This window comes from Azoarcus sp. DD4, assembly GCF_006496635.1.
GTDB lineage: Bacteria > Pseudomonadota > Gammaproteobacteria > Burkholderiales > Rhodocyclaceae > Azoarcus.
Genome location: NZ_CP022958.1, coordinates 2,457,375 through 2,474,480, shown reverse-complemented (window position 1 = coordinate 2,474,480; position 17,106 = coordinate 2,457,375). Strand labels below are relative to the sequence as shown.

Annotated in this window: 10 protein-coding genes; 4 read left to right on the top strand and 6 right to left on the bottom strand. The window is 67.9% G+C overall.

Annotated features, from left to right (window positions below; translation table 11 throughout):
* The first annotated feature begins 84 nt into the window (after window positions 1-84).
* Window positions 85-1,611, top strand: coding sequence for an NYN domain-containing protein (locus CJ010_RS11530; protein ID WP_141018164.1), 1,527 nt, complete (start codon window positions 85-87; stop codon window positions 1,609-1,611).
* 254 nt (window positions 1,612-1,865) lie between these two features.
* Window positions 1,866-2,312, top strand: a complete 447-nt coding sequence (locus tag CJ010_RS11525) for a DUF1178 family protein (RefSeq protein WP_141018163.1) — start codon at window positions 1,866-1,868, stop codon at window positions 2,310-2,312.
* Between the two features lie 6 nt (window positions 2,313-2,318).
* On the opposite strand, the gene CJ010_RS11520 is transcribed toward CJ010_RS11525, so the two are convergent.
* The 3 genes from CJ010_RS11520 to CJ010_RS11510 all read right to left on the bottom strand — a co-directional run bounded on the left by CJ010_RS11520 (window position 2,319) and on the right by CJ010_RS11510 (window position 12,985).
* On the bottom strand, window positions 2,319-2,510 hold the full coding sequence (locus CJ010_RS11520) for a hypothetical protein (RefSeq protein ID WP_141018162.1): 192 nt from the start codon (window positions 2,508-2,510) through the stop codon (window positions 2,319-2,321).
* A gap of 91 nt (window positions 2,511-2,601) precedes the next feature.
* The gene (locus tag CJ010_RS11515) at window positions 2,602-3,888 is read right to left on the bottom strand and encodes an alkaline phosphatase family protein (RefSeq protein WP_371415697.1); all 1,287 of its coding nucleotides are present in this window, start codon (window positions 3,886-3,888) and stop codon (window positions 2,602-2,604) included.
* Window positions 3,889-4,246: 358 nt separating this feature from the next.
* Window positions 4,247-12,985: a GH36-type glycosyl hydrolase domain-containing protein gene (locus CJ010_RS11510; protein ID WP_371415696.1), complete on the bottom strand. Its 8,739-nt coding sequence runs from the start codon at window positions 12,983-12,985 to the stop codon at window positions 4,247-4,249.
* 212 nt (window positions 12,986-13,197) lie between these two features.
* On the opposite strand from CJ010_RS11510, the gene CJ010_RS11505 reads away from it, so the two are divergent.
* Together CJ010_RS11505 and cls are read left to right on the top strand one after the other, a co-directional pair.
* The gene (locus CJ010_RS11505; RefSeq protein ID WP_141018161.1) at window positions 13,198-14,250 is read left to right on the top strand and encodes an AI-2E family transporter; all 1,053 of its coding nucleotides are present in this window, start codon (window positions 13,198-13,200) and stop codon (window positions 14,248-14,250) included.
* An 18-nt stretch (window positions 14,251-14,268) separates the two neighbouring features.
* Window positions 14,269-15,720, top strand: a complete 1,452-nt coding sequence (cls, locus tag CJ010_RS11500; RefSeq protein WP_240794570.1) for a cardiolipin synthase — start codon at window positions 14,269-14,271, stop codon at window positions 15,718-15,720.
* A gap of 93 nt (window positions 15,721-15,813) precedes the next feature.
* Here cls and CJ010_RS11495 read toward each other — a convergent pair whose 3' ends face one another.
* The 3 genes from CJ010_RS11495 to CJ010_RS11485 form a co-directional block, all read right to left on the bottom strand.
* Window positions 15,814-16,128 carry a BON domain-containing protein gene (locus CJ010_RS11495; protein WP_141018160.1) on the bottom strand — a complete coding sequence of 105 codons (315 nt, stop codon included), beginning with the start codon at window positions 16,126-16,128 and terminating at the stop codon, window positions 15,814-15,816.
* 225 nt (window positions 16,129-16,353) lie between these two features.
* Window positions 16,354-16,560 carry a hypothetical protein gene (locus tag CJ010_RS11490; RefSeq protein WP_141018159.1) on the bottom strand — a complete coding sequence of 69 codons (207 nt, stop codon included), beginning with the start codon at window positions 16,558-16,560 and terminating at the stop codon, window positions 16,354-16,356.
* A 99-nt stretch (window positions 16,561-16,659) separates the two neighbouring features.
* A complete protein-coding gene (locus CJ010_RS11485; RefSeq protein WP_168224940.1) occupies window positions 16,660-16,992 on the bottom strand; it encodes a YqjD family protein in 333 nt (110 codons plus the stop codon).
* Window positions 16,993-17,106: the final 114 nt, after the last annotated feature.

Genomic DNA, 17,106 nt, shown 5'->3' with positions numbered 1-17,106 from the left:
TTCGACAACGACACGGGAACGGCGCGCGGCGTCACCAACCCACCCTGCTATGCTGTCCGAACCGGAAAAACGACGGACATCATTTTGAAAAGCGCTCTCTTCGTCGACTTTGACAATGTTTACTCGGGCCTGCGAAAGCTCGATCCCAAGCTGGCCGATCAGTTTGCCCAGCGTCCGCAGGACTGGCTGCAGTGGCTCATCTCGTCACTCGGGACCCCAGACGACGCACCCGCAAACGCCAAGCGGCGCATTCTCGTGCGTCGCTGCTACCTCAACCCGCAGGCCTACCAGCGGTTTCGCTGGTCGTTCAACCTGGCAGGGTTCGAGATCATCGATTGCCCCGCGCTGACCAGCGAAGGAAAAACGAGCACCGACATCCACATGGTGCTCGATACGATCGACCTCCTGCAGCATGAAGCGCACTACGACGAGTTCATCATCTTCTCGGCCGATGCGGACTTCACCCCGGTCCTGCGCAAGCTGCGCCGTTGGGACCGCCGGACGACCGTCCTCGCGATCGGCTTCCCCTCGGCAGCTTACCGCGCCTCCGCGGATCTCCTGATCGACGTCGACACCTTTGTACGGGATGCCCTTGGCTATCGCGCGGACGAAAGCAGTACTGCTGCTGCGAAGACAAGCCAGGAGCCGGTCGCCTCACCTTCCAGGCAGCAAGCACTTGCCCATGCGGCATGCGAAGTCACCTTGCGCATGGTTGCCGATTCGAACGAACCGATTCCACTCGCACGGATTGCATCCACGATCCTGAGTCAGGTCGGGGGCATCGATGCCGAGTCGTGGGCAGGTTTCGGCAGCTTTCGGAAACTCGTCGAAAGCTGGGCCCCGGATGCCGTGTCGATAGACTGGAACGGCGGCGGTGCCATTTTTGACCCTAAACGCCACCGCCCGACAGTCGCAGCAACCGAAGCTGCTCCGACTACCCTGGGCGAGCTCCCTGACCTCATCAAGCAAGAAGTGGCCCGCTCCCCCGAACCGGTACCCTGTGCGCGTCTCGCCCAGATACTGATGGCACGTAACGCTGGCATGACAGCCGACTGGAATGGCACCGGCTCATTCCGGCGGTTTGTCGAATCGCTCGATCTCGCACCACTGCGGTTCGACTGGAGCGGTTCGGGTGGCCGTTGCTACGATCCTTCACGTCATGGGAACGCGGCCGCGCCCGCCGTGGAGCCCACAATCAGAACGGGGCCTGCCTCTTGGGGCAGCAACGAAGACCTGTTGCCCCTGGCGACTCAGATCCACGACGCAACCGGTGCCCCGCTACTCCCGCCCCCCACCTACCAAGCGCTTTTCCAACACATCGCCGGCGACGTCGCCGCCTCCGAATTCGAGCTGAACGACACCGGAAAGCGGGTTCGCGATCAGATGCGAACGGCCGGGCACGTCATCAGCCGTGCCGATGTCACGTGGATATTGCGAGGACTTCTTTTCCGAAGCCACGTTTTTGGACGAGACGACGACTCACCTGAAAACCTCGCGAAGAAAACCGCCAACAATATCCGCTCGCTCTGCTTGCGGGAGCAACTCATGCTCGACCAGGCGGTTGAACGAGCCATTGCCCGCTGGATCCGTAACGAACCCTACCCCGCCTGACCTCAAAGGCCGGCGTCGTCGGGCAATTCGGAGGGTTTGCAGCCGATGGCCGGAGAAGGATCGGGTGTTATCCTAAGGGCGCGTCAAACTAGGGCAGTGACGGTAGCTATTGTGGAACCTCGAGAAAATTGCATTCGCAATCCTGGACATGCATTGAAGGATGTAGTGATTTTTCGAGTCTCGTCCCGGCACCATCCTCGACGCGTCCTGTCCATGGAACAACCGCCCCGCCCCCCTATCTCAGGCAGACCATCTTGATCGTCATGGACCTTTGCTGCGAGCGCGACCATCGCTTCGAAGGCTGGTTCGCATCAACCGACGCCTTCGACAGCCAATGCGCAAGCGGGCTGTTGAGCTGTCCGGTTTGCGGTACCGGCAAGATCCAGCGCCTTCCCAGCGCGCCCTATGTGCAAACACGCAGCGCAGCCCGCGAACTTCCCGCACCGGCGAGCAACTCCACTCCGGCGGCCGAGGCCCCGCTCCCGGCCGCCGCAGTGGAGATGCTGAAGTCCGTGTTGCGCCAGGCGGCACGCAAGGCCGAGGACGTCGGCGACCGCTTTCCCGACGAGGCGCGGCGCATGCATTACGGCGAGACCGGGACCCGCAGTATTCGCGGCGCCGCTTCACGCGACGAGCTTGGCGAGCTGATAGAGGAAGGCATCATGGTGCTCCCCGTGCCGCCGGAAGACGATCTGCACTGAAAACCCTCAGCGCGGCGGTTCGACGGCCAGCGTCAGCGCCTCCGGACAGGCCTCGACCACAAAGCACAAGGGGCCGGAGAGCTTCTCCAGCCATTCCGTCGTCGCCACCTGTGCGAGCGTACGCCCTCCGACCACGTTCTGTAGCGTGCTGCGGCACAGCCAGCCGGCAGCTACGATGGCTTTCCTTGTTCCCGACATACCGAGGCGCTCCGCTAAAGACAGGCGCGAGCTTAGGCAGCGGCCGTGACGCGACGATGATCGCGAGGTGACCGGACAATGACAGGACGCTTCAGGCGCGTGCCTGAATCAGCGGCACCCACATTTCGTCGGGGGACAAGCCTCCGTGGACACCTATCATCGTCGGTGGCACCTCGCCGGCCACCCGGTCGCTGATCGTCCACCCCGCCTCCAGCAGCAGGGCGTGCGTGCCGACCCGCTCCGGCAGGCGGCGATGCATGCGCCCCGGTCCGAACAGCCCGGCGCGCAGCAGTCGCTCGGACGGCAGCAACACGGCCTTGCCGGCGAAATGCTCGCGCGCATACGTGGCCACGTCGGCCTCGGCCCCGGGCCGCACATTACAGAACGCCGTCCTGCGCTCGCCAAACAAGGGGGATGCAAGCATGGACTGGAAAGCGGGATGGCGTTCCAGCCGTATGCGTTTCTCGTCCGGGGCATCGATGAAGCCATGGTCTGCCGTCACGATGATGTCCGCCCCACTTCCAGCCAGACGATCCAGCACGTCGGCGAAGAACACATCCAGCGCAACGAAGCGCCTGCGGGCCTCGTCCGAGTGGCAACCGTACCGATGGCAGACCCCGTCGAAAGTGGCGTAGTAAGCGTGCACCAGCCCACCCGTTGCCTTGAGCAGGCCGACCTCGTCTTCGATCGCACCCGCCAGTTGAGCCAGCCCGTGGTACGGCCGGATGCGGGCCCCGCGCGCATGGCGGAGCGAAAAGGGTGAAAAGGCGATGTCCTCGGGCGACACCATCACCGACGGGCGCAAGGCCCGGGCGTGCATGGACGCATAGGGAAAAAGTCGTTGCAGCAGGAAGGCGCCATGCAGGGAGCCACCGCCGCGACGGTGCAGCGGTAAGGGTGCAAGCACGCCACCAAAGCGCCGGTCGTGGATATGCCAGCCGGTCAAGCCGTGCTCCGCAGGCGACAGACCGGTGAGCAGCGAAGTGACCGCACTTGCCGTCGTACTCGGAAACACGGAAGTCAGCCGCCGGGCGCGATGGGCGAGCAAGACACTGCTGCGGTCGGCAAAACGATGCAGGAGCATGTCGCCCAGACCGTCGATCACCAACAGCACCACGACGCCGGAACCGCCCGGGGGGACAAAGGGCGGCGCCACGTCGCGGACATTGAGCCAGTTGCGTATGCCGCGTGCCAGTGCGAACACGCCGCCGTCGCCGTAATCGGGCAGGACAGCATCGCGCGGCAAGGGAATGGAGAGCGGGCTCATGCGGATCGCGACCCAAAGAAAAAACCGGATGAGCGCAATGCACTCATTCCGTTCAGTTTGGAGCAGTAAACGGGACTTTAACCAACATGTATCCCAAGCCCAAGCACGCAAGGCGCGGCCGAACGCGAGATCGCCAAACCGGCGTTCGAGCCGGGCAGCCCAGAAGCCGGGAAACGCCCGGCCCGCGGCGATTTGGGCAGAATCAGGGCCGCGACGGCGAACAGCAGCAGGATCGCACCGTCAGCCGCCTCGATGTACAGAAATCTGGCGAACGGCGGCGCTACCCGGTCGATCGAACCCAAGGTAGCTGGACGGGCGTCGAAGGTTCGTCGTGAAGATCGGTCATGGTTCGGTTCAGGGGTGCCAGTCTCCGTGCCGGCTGCTCGTTGCTGCTGCGTCGGCCTGTTTCAGGATGGCAAAGCGACGCGGCGTTGTCGGCCATTTCATGTCGCCGATCAGCCTCACCTCGCTACGTGGTCTGCTGCCTGTTGCCGGTGGCCTGCGGTTCGTTTGCCAGGCATACCGTCACCTCGACTTCATGTTCCCGGCGGTCATCGACCAGAAGAACCTCCGCCCCGGTACATGGAATGCCATCAAGCCTCACCGACACGGCTCGCAGCCCGCCGTCGCCGTCGCGCGTTTGCGAAATCGTGATGCGGTAAGGCGTCTCCCCGTAACGGTAACGGATCCCGCACCCCGCCCAGGCCGCGGGCAGGCAGGGCTGCAGTTGCAGGGTGTCCCCAACACGCCGCAGGCCCAGCAGCGACTCGACGATGAGGCGGTACATCCAGCCGGCCGAGCCGGTGTACCAGGTCCAGCCGCCACGGCCGATGTGCGGCGCCAGCGCATAGACATCGGCCGCGGCGACATAGGGTTCGACCTTGTAGGTGGCAACGCCGGCCGCGGACAGCCCATGGTTCACCGGGTTGATCAGGTCGAACAGGCGCCAGGCGCGCTCGCCCTCCCCCAGCGCGGCGAAGGCCATCGCCGCCCATACCGCCGCATGGGTGTACTGACCGCCGTTTTCGCGCACGCCCGGCACATAGCCGCGAATGTAACCGGGGTCGAGGTCGGCGCTGTCGAAAGGCGGATCGAGCAGTTGCATCAGCCCATCGTCGCGGCGTACCAGGTGCGCATCGACCGCGTTCATCGCCATGCGCGCACGTGCCGCGCCGCCCGCGCCGGACAGCACCGACCAGCTTTGCGAGATCGAGTCGATGCGGCATTCGGCATTGCTCGCCGAACCGAGCACCGCGCCATCGTCGAAGTAGGCGCGGCGATACCAGCCGCCGTCCCAGCCATGCCGCTCGATGTCGGCGCGCAGCCGCTCGGCCTCATCGCGGCAGCGCTGGGCGAAGGCGCTGTCGCCATGGCGCTGCGCCACCTCGGTGAAGACGCGCAGCACTTCGCACAGGAAGAAGCCGAGCCACACGCTCTCGCCCTTGCCCTGAATTCCGACCAGATTCATGCCGTCGTTCCAGTCGCCGGAGCCGATCAGCGGCAGGCCGTGCCGGCCGAACTGCAGGCTGCGCAGGATGGCACGCACGCAGTGCTGGTACAGGCTGGCCACCTCGGCGGAATGGCCGGGCAGATCGTAGTAGGAGTCCTCCTCCGGATTGACCGGGCGGCCTTCGAGAAAGCCCGCCGGCTCGTCCAGCACGGCGGTGTCGCCGGTGCTCGTCACGTAGCGGCACACCGCCAGCGGCAGCCACAGGTAGTCGTCCGAACAATGGGTGCGCACGCCCCGACCGGCCGGCGGATGCCACCAGTGCTGCACGTCGCCCTCGAGGAACTGGCGACCGGCGCAGCGCAGCAGGTGATCTCGCACCAGGCCGGGCCGGGTATGGACCAGAGCCATGACGTCCTGCAGCTGGTCGCGAAAACCGAAGGCTCCGCCGGACTGGTAGTAACCACTGCGCGCCCACAGCCGGCACGCCAGGGTCTGGTACACCAGCCAGCCGTTGGCCAGCACATTCACCGCCGGGTCGGGGGTGTCGACCTGCACCGCGCCCAGCGTATCGCGCCAGTAGCGCCTTACGGCATCGAGCGCGGCGCGCGCCGCCGCCGGCCCGCGGAAACGCTGCAGCAGCCGGCCGGCGTCCCCGCTGTCGCGGCCGACGCCAAGCCGGAAGACGATCTCGCGCGCCTGGCCGTCGTCGAAGTCGAAATACACCTGGATCGCGGCGCACGGATCGAGCCCCGCGCCCACCTTGCCGGACAGGCGCGCGCGTTTCAGTGCCGCCGGATCGTCCGGCGTGCCGTTGCGCCCGAGGAATTCGCCGCGATCGCCGCTCAGGCTGCGCCCGGCCTCATCCACATCGAAGAAGGCCACCCGCTCGGCGAACTCGGTGTTGTAGGGGTTACGGGCCTGGAGCGCACCGCTCTGGGGCGCGATCTCGGTCACCACATGCATGGCCGATTTCGGCCGCAGGTCGCCGAGCACCCACTCCACATAGCCGGTGGCGGAAAGCCGGCGCAGGCGGCCCGATTCGTTCCTCACCTTCAGCACCGAGAACTTGATGGCGGCGTCGATCGCGACATAGACCCACAGCTCGGTCGCGATGCCGTCGTGCTGCATCTCGAACACGCTGTAGCCGAAGCCGTGGCGGATGGTACAGGCGGCCTCTCCGCGCATCGGCAGCGGCGTGGGCGACCACACTTCGCCGCTGTCCTCGTCGCGCAGATAGAGCGCCTCCCCGCCGGGGTCGCTCACCGGGTCGTTGTGCCAGGGCGTCAGGCGGAACTCGTGGGCGTTCTCGCTCCAGGTGTAGGCGGCGCCGCTCTCGGAGATCACCGTGCCGAAGTCCGGGTTGGCCAGCACGTTGGACCACGGCGCCGGCGTCGTGCGGCCGGCTTCGAGCACCACCACGTATTCGCTGCCATCGGGGCGGAAGCCGCCCAGGCCGTTGGCGAGCATCAAGGTCGGCCACGCCGGCTCGCGCGGCGGCAAGGCTGCCGGCGCGAGGCCGAACGGGCCGGCGCGGCCCGGCGCAAAGGGCGGCGTGCGCGGTTCGGCAAAATTGCGCCGGTCGAGCTGCTCGGCCAGGGTGCCGCGGCCGTCGGTGAGGACGGCACGCGCCGCCGCTTGCAGCAGGATGCGGTCCTCGCTGGAGATCTGCTCGGCCAGGCGCACGAAGATGCCGCCCGGCCGGTCGATCACGCTGGCTTCGATGCCCGAGGCGATCAAGCCCATGATCTGCTCGTGCAGGCGTTGCCGGTAGCCGGCGTGCTCCTCGTTCCAGATCACCAGATCCACCGCCAGGCCCTTGAGCCGCCAGTAGGCGTGGGCCTGCACGAGCTGGCGCACCAGTTCGATGTTGGCGGCGTCCCTGACCTGCAGCAGCACGATGGGCAGATCGCCGGAGATGGCGTAGCCCCACAGGCCCGACTGCCCGCGCCGGTTGCCCAGCAGCACCGCGGCCTCGGCACGCAGCGAGGGGTGGGCGTAGAGCACGGCGCTGGCGAGACGGGCGTGGAGCTGGGCGTCGGCCTCGCTGGCATTGAGCTGCTGCAGCACCACCTGGCTGTGCGTCCAGGTCAGATCGAAGACGCGGTCGGCCAGGTGGCGGTCGTGGTACTTGTCGACCAGGCACACCGCCATCTCGCGGCTGTCGGCGATGCCCGACACGATGTCGACCGTGACCGTCTGCTCCGGATCGAGCACGCAGGCGACGCGGATCGCGACGACAGGGTCCAGCACCGGCCCGGCGCTGCCCGACAGCGGTGCCGGATCGAGCATCGCCGCCGGCGCGGCGGCGTTTCTGCCGCGGCCGATGAAGCGCGCGCGGTCGGTTTCGAACGACACGGCACGGGTTTCCGCGCCATGCACCGCCATCAGGTGCAGCAGCCAGGGCGGCTGTTCGCCGCGCGAGCGCGGCCGGCGCCGGCACAGGATGGCATGCTGCGCCGGCAGGATCTCGGTCTGCACGAACAGGTTGCTGAAGGCCGGGTGCAGCGCATCCGTGGCCGGCGGCGCAATCACCGCTTCGGCATAGCTGGTGAGGTCGATCTCGCGGCGCTGCTGCGTGCGGTTGGTGATGCGCACCCGGCGCAGCTCGATGTCGTCCTCGGGCGAGACGACGATCTCGGTATAGGTTTCGACGCCGCCATCACCGGCGTCGCCATCCGGCGCGTCGCTGCGGCGGAATTCGGCGCGCCCCTCGGAAAACACCGCCTCATAGCTGAGCGGCGACTTGAGCGTGGGTTGATAAGCGGTCGACCAGAACTGTCCGCTGCGCACGTCGCGGACGTAGCAGAAACTGCCCCAGTTGTCGCGGGTGCCGTCTTCGCGCCAGCGGGTGATCGCCAGATCCCGCCACCGGCTGTAGCCGCCCCCGGCGTTGGTGACCATCACGTGGTAGCGGCCGTTGGACAACAACTGCACCTCGGGGATGGGCGTATCCGCATTGCCGAACACCCGGATCGGCGCCTGCTCGGCCGCCGCACCGGCCCGCACGTCGGACAACTGGGCGGTGTGCGAGAACAGGATCGCCGCCTTGGGAACGCGCTCCTGCAGCAGCAGCATGACGGACTGGAACTGCCGGTCCGACTCGAAGCGCCGCTGCATCGGGCGGTCCAGCAGCAGGTAGGCGAGCGCGAGCAGGCTCATGCCCTGGTGGTGAGCCATGAAGGAGCGCACCACCACCCGCGTCTGGCCGCGCCGCTGTCGCGCCGGCGTGTAGTCGATGGCCTCGAAAAAGCCGAAACGGCCGACGAAGCCCTCGGCGGCGAGCCGCTGCAGGTTCAGGCAGGCCGCTTCCGGCGCCACCATCAGGGCCAGCGCCGAGGCGTAGGGCGCAACGACCAGGTCCTCCGCCAGCCCGCGCTTGAGCCCCAGGCCCGGCACGCCGAAGGCGCGGTACTGGTAGTTGAGGTGCACATCCACCGTGTTGTAGCCGGATTCGGAAATGCCCCAGGGGACACCGCGCTGGCGCCCGTATTCGATCTGCCGCGCGACCGCCGCGCGGCAGGTCTGGTCGAGCAGGGTGTGCTCGTAGCTCGGCATCACCAGCAGCGGCATCAAGTACTCGAACATCGAGCCGCTCCACGACAGCAGCACCGCGTCGCCGCCATTGCTGGTGAGCAGGCGGCCGAGCGCGAACCAGTTCTCCTGCGGCAGTTCGCCCTGCGCGATCCCCACGAAGCTGCTCAGGCGCGCTTCCGATGCGAGCAGATCGTAGTAGCTGGCGTCGGCGCGGCACTCGGTCACGTTGAAGCCGATGCACAGCAGGTGCCGATTGCGGTCGTAGAGGAAGTCGTAGCGCATGCGCGCGAACTCGGCGCACTGCGCCGCGAGGCCTTCGATCGCCGCCAGCCGCGCGCCGGCCGGGGTGCTGGCGTCCGCATCGCGTGCCGCCAGTTGACGCAGGGTCGGCAGCCCGGCGCGACCGGCTGGCGAATCTGCCAGCGACAGCGCAGGCGCCAGCAGGTGCAGCTCGTCCAGCGCCTCGCCGCACTGGCGGGACAGGGCCTGCGCCCACTCGCCGGCTTCGTTGGCCGGCGCCGTCTCCCTGCTGACGCTGGCCGCGCGCTCCACCACGAATGCGGCAGCCAGCGCGGCCGCGCCGTCGCGCAGGCGCAGCAGGCTCGCGTGCGCGGCGGCGAGGCTGTCCGGCGGTGCCAGCGCGGCCGCCTCCAGCGCCTCGCCGAACGCCGCCAGCGCCTGTGCCGCCGCGCCGTCGGCCAGCTCGCGGAGGATGCCCAGGGTGTCGCCGAGGCCGGCGAAGAACTGCGGCGCGAGTATCCGCTCATCGGCCAGCGCGAGCAGACCGGCCCGCAAGGTCAGCAGATGGCCGGCGAGGTTGCCGCTGTCGACCGTTGACACGTACAGGGGCGGCAGCGGCTGCAGGGTCTGGGTGTCGTACCAGTTGTAGAAGTGGCCGTGGTGGCGCGCCAGCCCGTCCATCGTGCGCAAGGTGTTGGCGCTGCGTTCGACGAGTCGTCCGGCGGTGATGTAGCCGAAGTCGTAGGCAGAGAGGTTGGCCAGCAGCGCCATGCCGATGTTGGTCGGCGAGGTACGGTGCGCCACCGAGGCGACGCGGTACTCCTGGTAGTTGTCCGGCGGCAGCCAGTGGTCGTCGGCCCCGACGAAGGTGTCGAAGAAGGCCCAGGTCCGGCGCGCAATCCGGCGCAGGAACTGCGTCTGCGCCGTGCTCAGCCTCGCCTCGCGGCGCGCCAGCGGACGGCTGATCCACCATGCGATCGCCGGCGACACGAACCACAGCAGCAGCACCGGCGCCGCCGCCACCAGCGCCGCGGGCTGCGCCAGCGCCAGCAGCAGCGCCGCGCCGGCGCCGACGGCGGGCGCGCTCCACATCGCGCGCAGGCTGGTAGCGAGTTCGCTGCGGCCGCGGCGGCTCAGGTCGCGCTCGACCTCGCTCGACGGCCGCCATTCGAGCAGGCCGCGACGAGTCACGCGCATCCGCCAGACGGTGCGCACGATGGCATCCAGGCTGAAATACGCCTCGTAGGGCAGACAGGCGAATTCGAACGCGGTCTGCAGCAGATGCCGGCGCAGCGAACGTTCGGTGCCGGCAAGATGCTGGCGCAGCCGGACCTCGGCCGGTTTGCGCAGCAGCTCGAACAAAGTGGCGCCCAGGCGCGGTAGCAGCAGGATGCCGATCACCGACAGCGTCCACAGCCAGGGCGACGGCGACATCGCCCAGCCCGCCAGCAACAGCAGCGTCAGCGCGGCCGGAACGAGGCTGCGCCGCAGGTTGTCGATCAGCTTCCATTGCGACAGCGTCGACAACGGGTTGCGCTGGCGATGCTTGCCCTCGCCGGCGCAATTGCACGGCACATGGCGCAGCAGCCAGCCGGCCAGCTGCCAGTCGCCGCGGATCCAGCGGTGGCGGCGGCTGACGTCGACGCAGTAACGCGCCGGGTAATCCTCGAACAGGGTCACGTCGCTCAGCAGGCCGGCGCGCGCGTAGCAGCCCTCCAGCAGGTCGTGGCTGAGGATGCGGTTGTCCGGGAAGCGGTCGCCGAGCGCCTGCTCGAAGGCCTCGACATCGTAGATGCCCTTGCCGATGAAGGAGCCTTCGCCGAACACGTCCTGATAGACATTCGAAACTGCGCGCGTATAGGGATCGATGCCGGGCTCGCCGCCATAGAGCCGCGCGTAGTGCGAGCGGTTGGTGCCCGGCAGGCTGACCGCCACGCAGGGCTGCAGGATGCCGTAGCCCTCGACCACCAGCCCTCGCGCCGGATCGTAGCGCGGGCGGTTGAGCGGGTGCGCCATGGCGCCGACGAACTGGCGCGCGGCGTCGCGCGGCAGCTGGGTATCGGTGTCCAGGGTGATGACGTAGCTCACGCCCATGAGGGTGGCGGCATCGCCGGTGATCTCCGCAAAGCCGTCGCGCACCCCGCTGCGCAGCAGCGCATTGAGCGCCGCCAGCTTGCCGCGCTTGCGCTCCTGCCCCATCCACACCCTCTCCTGCGGGTTCCAGCGCCGTGCCCGGTGGAAGAGGAAGAAGATGTCGCCGGCGCTGCGGATACCGACACCGCCGTACTTCTCGTTCAGCGCCGCGATGCGGGTCCGCGCCAGCGCCACCAGCGGCCCGTCCTCCGGCAGCGTCTCCTGCGGTGCGTCGAGCAGATCGGTCAGCAGGCCGAAATACAGGTTGTCGTCCTGGTTGGCGAGGAAGCGCACTTCCAGCGCCTCCACCAGATCCTCGACGCCCTCGGCGCTGGCCAGCATGGTCGGGATCACCACCAGGGTGCGCGACTGCGCTGGAATGCCGGAGGAGAAGTCCAGCCGGGGCAGCGGCTGCGGCATCACCAGCACCGTCGCCAGCCAGTTCGCCAGCGCCACCGCCAGCTGGCTGGCCGCCAGCAGCGCGAGGATGGCGAGCGGCACCCGCACGCTGCCGGCAGCGGGCAGCTCCATGAGCAGCGCGCCGCCGACCGTCGCGGTGATGAGCGCGATCGCGCCCAGGTACAGCCCCAGCGGATGGCGGCCCGCCCAGGCGCGCAGGGCGTCGGCGCCGGAACGGCGGACCCCGGCCGCCTGCGCGAGTTGCGGCAATCCCTTGTCGATCAGGTAGTAGCCAACGTGACCGCTGCGGTCGGCGGCGCCCTCGCCGGCCAGCGCGATTGCTTTGCGGGCGACCTCGCCCTCCGACAGCGGGCTCGACTTCGCCAGGCGTTCGACCACATGCCGGTAGCGGTCGCGGGTGGCGAAATCCATCGCGGGGTAGACGCCGGCAGGGTCCTCGCGCAGGGTGTGCTCGACCACGCTCATCGATTCGACGAAGTCGCGCCAGTCGATCGCACCCAGCACCCGCAGGCTGCCGATGCTGTTGCTCACCGAAACCTGGTCGGCCGCCTGCAGCTGGCTTTCCAGCTGCACCATGTGCTCTATCGTCAGGCTGGACTCCGACAGCCGCTGTTCTATCCAGCTCAGCGGCAAGGCCAGCGCCGGCCCGCGCCCCTGCAGGCTGCGCGCCAGCTCGGCGACGAAGGCGCTGACCATGGGCGGGTTCGAGCGCGCCATGTCGGCGATCACCAGGATCAGGCTCTTGGGATCGTGCTCGGCCGTCTCCAGCATCTGCCCGGCCCAGGCGGCGGCGAGGTCGCGCTCGCCGCAACCGGCGGCGATGCGCATGCCGACGCGGCGCAGGTTCTCGATCACCGCCAGCCGCAGCATGATGGGGATCGCCCACAGCTCGCCGAGCTTGAGCGGCGTCACCGTCTGGTAGGCGACGACGAAGCGGCTGAGGCTTTCGATATCCACCCGGCCGTCGCCGTGCGAGATCGCCTCGAGCGCGATGTCGTACACCCGCGGCCGACCGGCCAGCTCGCCCGATGCACCGCCCTCGAGGCGCGGCAGCTCCCGGTTGTAGCCCTTGGGCAGGTGCCGCCGCGCGGTGCGGATCTGCTCTTCGATGAGATAGAAGTTGTCGAGCAGCCAGTCGCCGGCCGGCGTGATGCGGCGATTCTCGCTGACCGCCGCGGTCAGCAGGCCGCACACGCTTACCAGAGCGTCTTCGTTGTCGGCCAGCCGCGCCAGCAGCGGATCGGGCGCGCGCGCCGACGCCAGCCGGTGCGTGCTCGCCAGCGTGCGCCCGTGCCCTTCCATCTGGTCCGCGCTGAAGAGCTCCGAGCGCAGCGGCAGTTCCTCGTCGGACAAAGCCGGCCGCGCGCCGCCGCGACGAAGCCGGGTCGTCAGCGCTTGCAGGTAGGCGGAGAGCGGCATGGGGGCATTCAATTCGGCATGTCCTTGTTGCCCGGATGCGGTGCGGGACGATGGGAAGGGATAAGGGCTTGCAGCAGCACACCCTAGTCGCGGCCGCCGAGCGGGTCTGTGCGCTGCCAGACATAGGCCGGCCGGCGGGCGGACCTGTTTGGTGCGCAAGCGCACCGACCGCACGCGCCTGCAGGCGTACGCTTCCTTATCTCGGACATGCGCAAGGAGCGGGCGTGGACGTCTATCGCAAGGTCTTCCTGATGGTCGTCACGGCGCTCTTCGCGCTTGCGCTTTACTGGATGCTGGCGCCGTTCTGGGGTGCACTCGCGTGGGGCATCTGCCTCGCCTTCCTGCTCGCGCCGGCGCATCGCGCACTGATGCGCAGGCTGAAGGGGCGCGCCGATTTGGCGGCCGGGATCATCACCGTGCTGGTGCCCGCCGTGCTCGCCGGCCCGCTGGTGAGCCTCGGCGTGGCCTTCGCGAATCAGGTCGCGGAGCTGGTGACGCGGCTGCAGGAGGAGGAGCTGCGCTTCGACGGCCAGCTGCTCGCGCAGCTGGAGCAGTACCCCTTCATCGGTGGCGTGGTCGAATGGCTGCGCCAGAACCTCACCGCCACCACCGAGCAGCTGCAGGACTGGCTGATCGGTGGCGCCAAGATGCTGGCGCAGACGCTGGCGGCCGGCGGCGGGAACTTCGTCCTCGGGGCGCTCGGCACCGTCGTGCACTTCTTCATGATGCTGTTCCTGCTCTTCTTCCTGCTGCGCGACGGGCCCGGGATGCTCGGCCGCGCCGTGCGCCTGGTGCCGATGGAGGCGCAGCGCAAGGCAGCGCTGCTCAAACTGATCGGCAGCACGACGCGCGCCGTGGTCTACGGCACCGGCCTGACCGCCCTCGCCCAGGGAACGCTGGTGGGAATCGGTTTCGCCATCGCCGGGCTGCCGTCGGCGGTGGTGTTCGGCGTGCTGGCGGCGTTGCTGGCGCTGCTGCCCTTTGGCGGTGCCGCGCTCGTCTGGATACCGGCGGTGCTTTTCCTGGCCGCCGATTCGCAATGGGGCTGGGCGATCTTCATGCTGATCTGGGGCAGCTGCGTCTCCCTCTCGGACAACCTGCTGCGGCCCTTCCTGATTGCGCGCCAGGAGCCGGTGTCGATGCTCGCCGTCTTCGTCGGCGTCATCGGTGGCGTATCGGCCTTCGGCATCATCGGCATCATCATCGGCCCGGTGTTGCTGACGGTGCTCGCCGCGCTGCTGCGCTTCGTCGACGATGCGCTGTCGCAGGAACCCTGATTGCCGGAGAGCGCACCCATGCCCACCCCGAACCGGTCGCACTCCCCTGGCGCAGCCGCACGCCGCCGGCCCGGCGTCCGGACAACGACGATCATGCGCACGGCGGCGCTCGCCTGCGCCCTGCAGCTCGGCCTCGGCTGCGCCAGCCTCCCCGATGCGGCGCGCGAGTTACAGATGCGCCCTGCGCGGCCGGTCGAGTTCGACAGCGCACGCGGGCCCGTTTCCACGCGCCGGGCGGCGGCGATCATGGATGAGCTCAAGCGCAGGTCGGGCGACATCGACATCCTCGACAAGCACCTGGCGGTGGAACAGGCGATCAACGCCGACATCCCGCTGGACCTGGGCAACCGGCTGATACTGCTGCAGGACGGGCCCGCCACCTACGCGGCCATGTTCGCTGCCATACGCGGCGCCAAAGATCACATCAACCTGGAAACCTACATCTTCGAGGACGACGGGATCGGCAGGCAGTTCGCCGACCTGCTGCTGGAACGACAGGCCGCCGGCGTACAGGTGAACCTGATCTACGACAGCGTCGGCTGCCTCGACACGCCCCCCGCATTCTTCGAACGCCTGCGCAGCGGCGGCATTGCGGTGCTCGAGTTCAATCCGGTCAATCCGCTGGCCGGCAACAAGGCGGAATGGCTGCTCAACAACCGCGACCATCGCAAGCTGCTCGTGGTCGACGGCCGCACGGCCTTCATCGGCGGCATCAACATCAGCGAGTCGTATTCCAGCGGTTCAGCGCGCCGCCCCAGCCCGAAGAAGCGCACCCAGGCGGTCGGCTGGCGCGACACCCATCTGCAGCTCGAAGGGCCGGTCGTAGCCCGCTTCCAGCAACTCTTCATCGAAACCTGGACCAGGCAGAAGGGCACGCCACTGGCCGCGAGAACCTACTTTCCGCGGCTGGAGAAACAGGGCGACGAGATCGTGCGCGCCATCGGCAGCGCCTCGGCCGATCCGCACAGCCTGATCTATCTCACGCTGTTGTCGGCCATCGCCAGCGCCGAGCAAAGGGTGTATCTGACCAACGCCTATTTCGCCCCCGATCCGCAACTGCTCGATACCTTGACCGACGCGGCCCGGCGCGGTGTCGACGTGCGCCTGATCCTGCCCGGCCAGACCGACGCCTGGGTGGTATTCCATGCCGGGCGCTCGCACTACGAGGAACTGCTGCGCGCGGGCGTCAGGATCTACGAGCGGAGCCACGCGGTCATGCATTCGAAGACCGCCTCGATCGACGGCGTGTGGTCGACGATCGGTTCGACCAACCTGGACTGGCGCAGCTTCCTGCACAACGACGAATTGAATGCGGCGATCGTGGGCCGCGATTTCGCGCGACAGATGGATGCGATGTTCGCCCGCGACCTGGCGGAATCGGACGAAGTGGACCTCGAACGCTGGGAGCGCCGCCCGCTGCTGCTGCGCCTCAAGGAATGGGCGGCGCGGCTCGCGGAATACTGGCTGTAGACAAGACCACGGAGCCGGCCGCGAATAACGCGCCGGCCCCAGGCAACGGACCGGCCGCGGCGCGGATGCTGCCCGCGCGTGGCCGGCCTGCGATCACTTGAGCCGCATGTCGTTCTTCACCGACTTCACGCCGCGCACGCCGCGCGCGACCTCGACCGCCTTGTTGATGTCGGCCTGCGAATTCACGAAGCCGCTCAACTGCACCACGCCCTTGAAGGTCTCGACGTTGATCTCGGCGACTTTCAGCGAGGCTTCGCCCAGGATGGCCGCCTTCACCTTCGAGGTGATGACGCTGTCGTCGATGTATTCGCCGGTCCCTTCCTGTTTCGGGGTGGACGAGCAGCCCACCGCCGTCAGCAGCGTGAGGGCCAGGAAAAATGCGGATAGATATTTGCCGAGCTGTTTCATGACGGAATCTCCAGAGGTGGTAAGACCGGCTCTTCTTGATGCCGGAGCCCTTCGACGAACGGTTCGCCAGCCGGGCAAACACTGCGGGAGACGGTTGGGTGGCCGCTGCAACCCGGCGGCTGCACCGTTTGGCCCCGGTAACGCCCGTCACCCGAAGATGCCATTCAGGATGGCGGATGACAGCAGCGCCGGTCGGTACGGTAGCGCACACAACCGGCACGGGACTCAGCGTGGCGCGCCGCTGTCGCCGGGCCGCGTGCCGACCGCGGACACGCTGCCGCCCTCGTCCTCCCAGGCGTCCAGTTCTGCCGACTGCGGCACATCCTGTCTGTGCCGCAAGCGCTTCAGCAGGTGGGGCACCAGCAGGCAGGCCAAAGCGGTGCCGCCGATCAGCACCGCCGGCAGGCCGAGATGTCGTCTCTTGATGCGCATGATCAGGCTCCTTTCAGTGTGGCGGCAGCCGGAAGATCGCACCCGCATGACACACGTATACCGCAACGCGCCACCTCCAGCCTCCATCGCGGCGATGCCTTACCGGCGGCTGAGCAGGATGCCGGCGACGAAGCCGATCACCGCAGCCCCGCACAACGCCCTCCAGGGATTCCTGCTTGCATAGTCGTGGGTGGCGTCGACCGAACACCGGAGCTTCTCCGTCAGGGTCGTCTGTGCCTCTGCAAGCCTGGATCTGGCCATCCGCAGCTTTTCTTCCGCCCGGGTGCGCACGGCGGCGAAATCCTCGGCGGTCGATTGGGTGACTTCCTTCAGCAGGTTGTCGACATCGGCGCCGATGCCCTTCAGATCGCTCACGAGCTTTTCCTTCATGCGATCGACAGCGGCGGGGTCTGGGTTCAGTTCGGTATTCATCGTGCCTCCCGGAGCAAATGGAAATGCAGGTCTTGGCGCGACACGGTCTCGATGACCAGCCTGCGAACGCAATGCGCTGAGTCGCATCCTGCCCGGCACCGGACAGGCAGTCTG

Coding starts and splice junctions, on each gene's coding strand:
- CJ010_RS11520 (WP_141018162.1), bottom strand. CDS start 2,510: ATGTCGGGAACAAGGAAAGCCATCGTAGCTGCCGGCTGGCTGTGCCGC.
- cls (WP_240794570.1), top strand. CDS start 14,269: ATGCCCACCCCGAACCGGTCGCACTCCCCTGGCGCAGCCGCACGCCGC.
- CJ010_RS11495 (WP_141018160.1), bottom strand. CDS start 16,128: ATGAAACAGCTCGGCAAATATCTATCCGCATTTTTCCTGGCCCTCACG.
- CJ010_RS11490 (WP_141018159.1), bottom strand. CDS start 16,560: ATGCGCATCAAGAGACGACATCTCGGCCTGCCGGCGGTGCTGATCGGC.
- CJ010_RS11485 (WP_168224940.1), bottom strand. CDS start 16,992: ATGAATACCGAACTGAACCCAGACCCCGCCGCTGTCGATCGCATGAAG.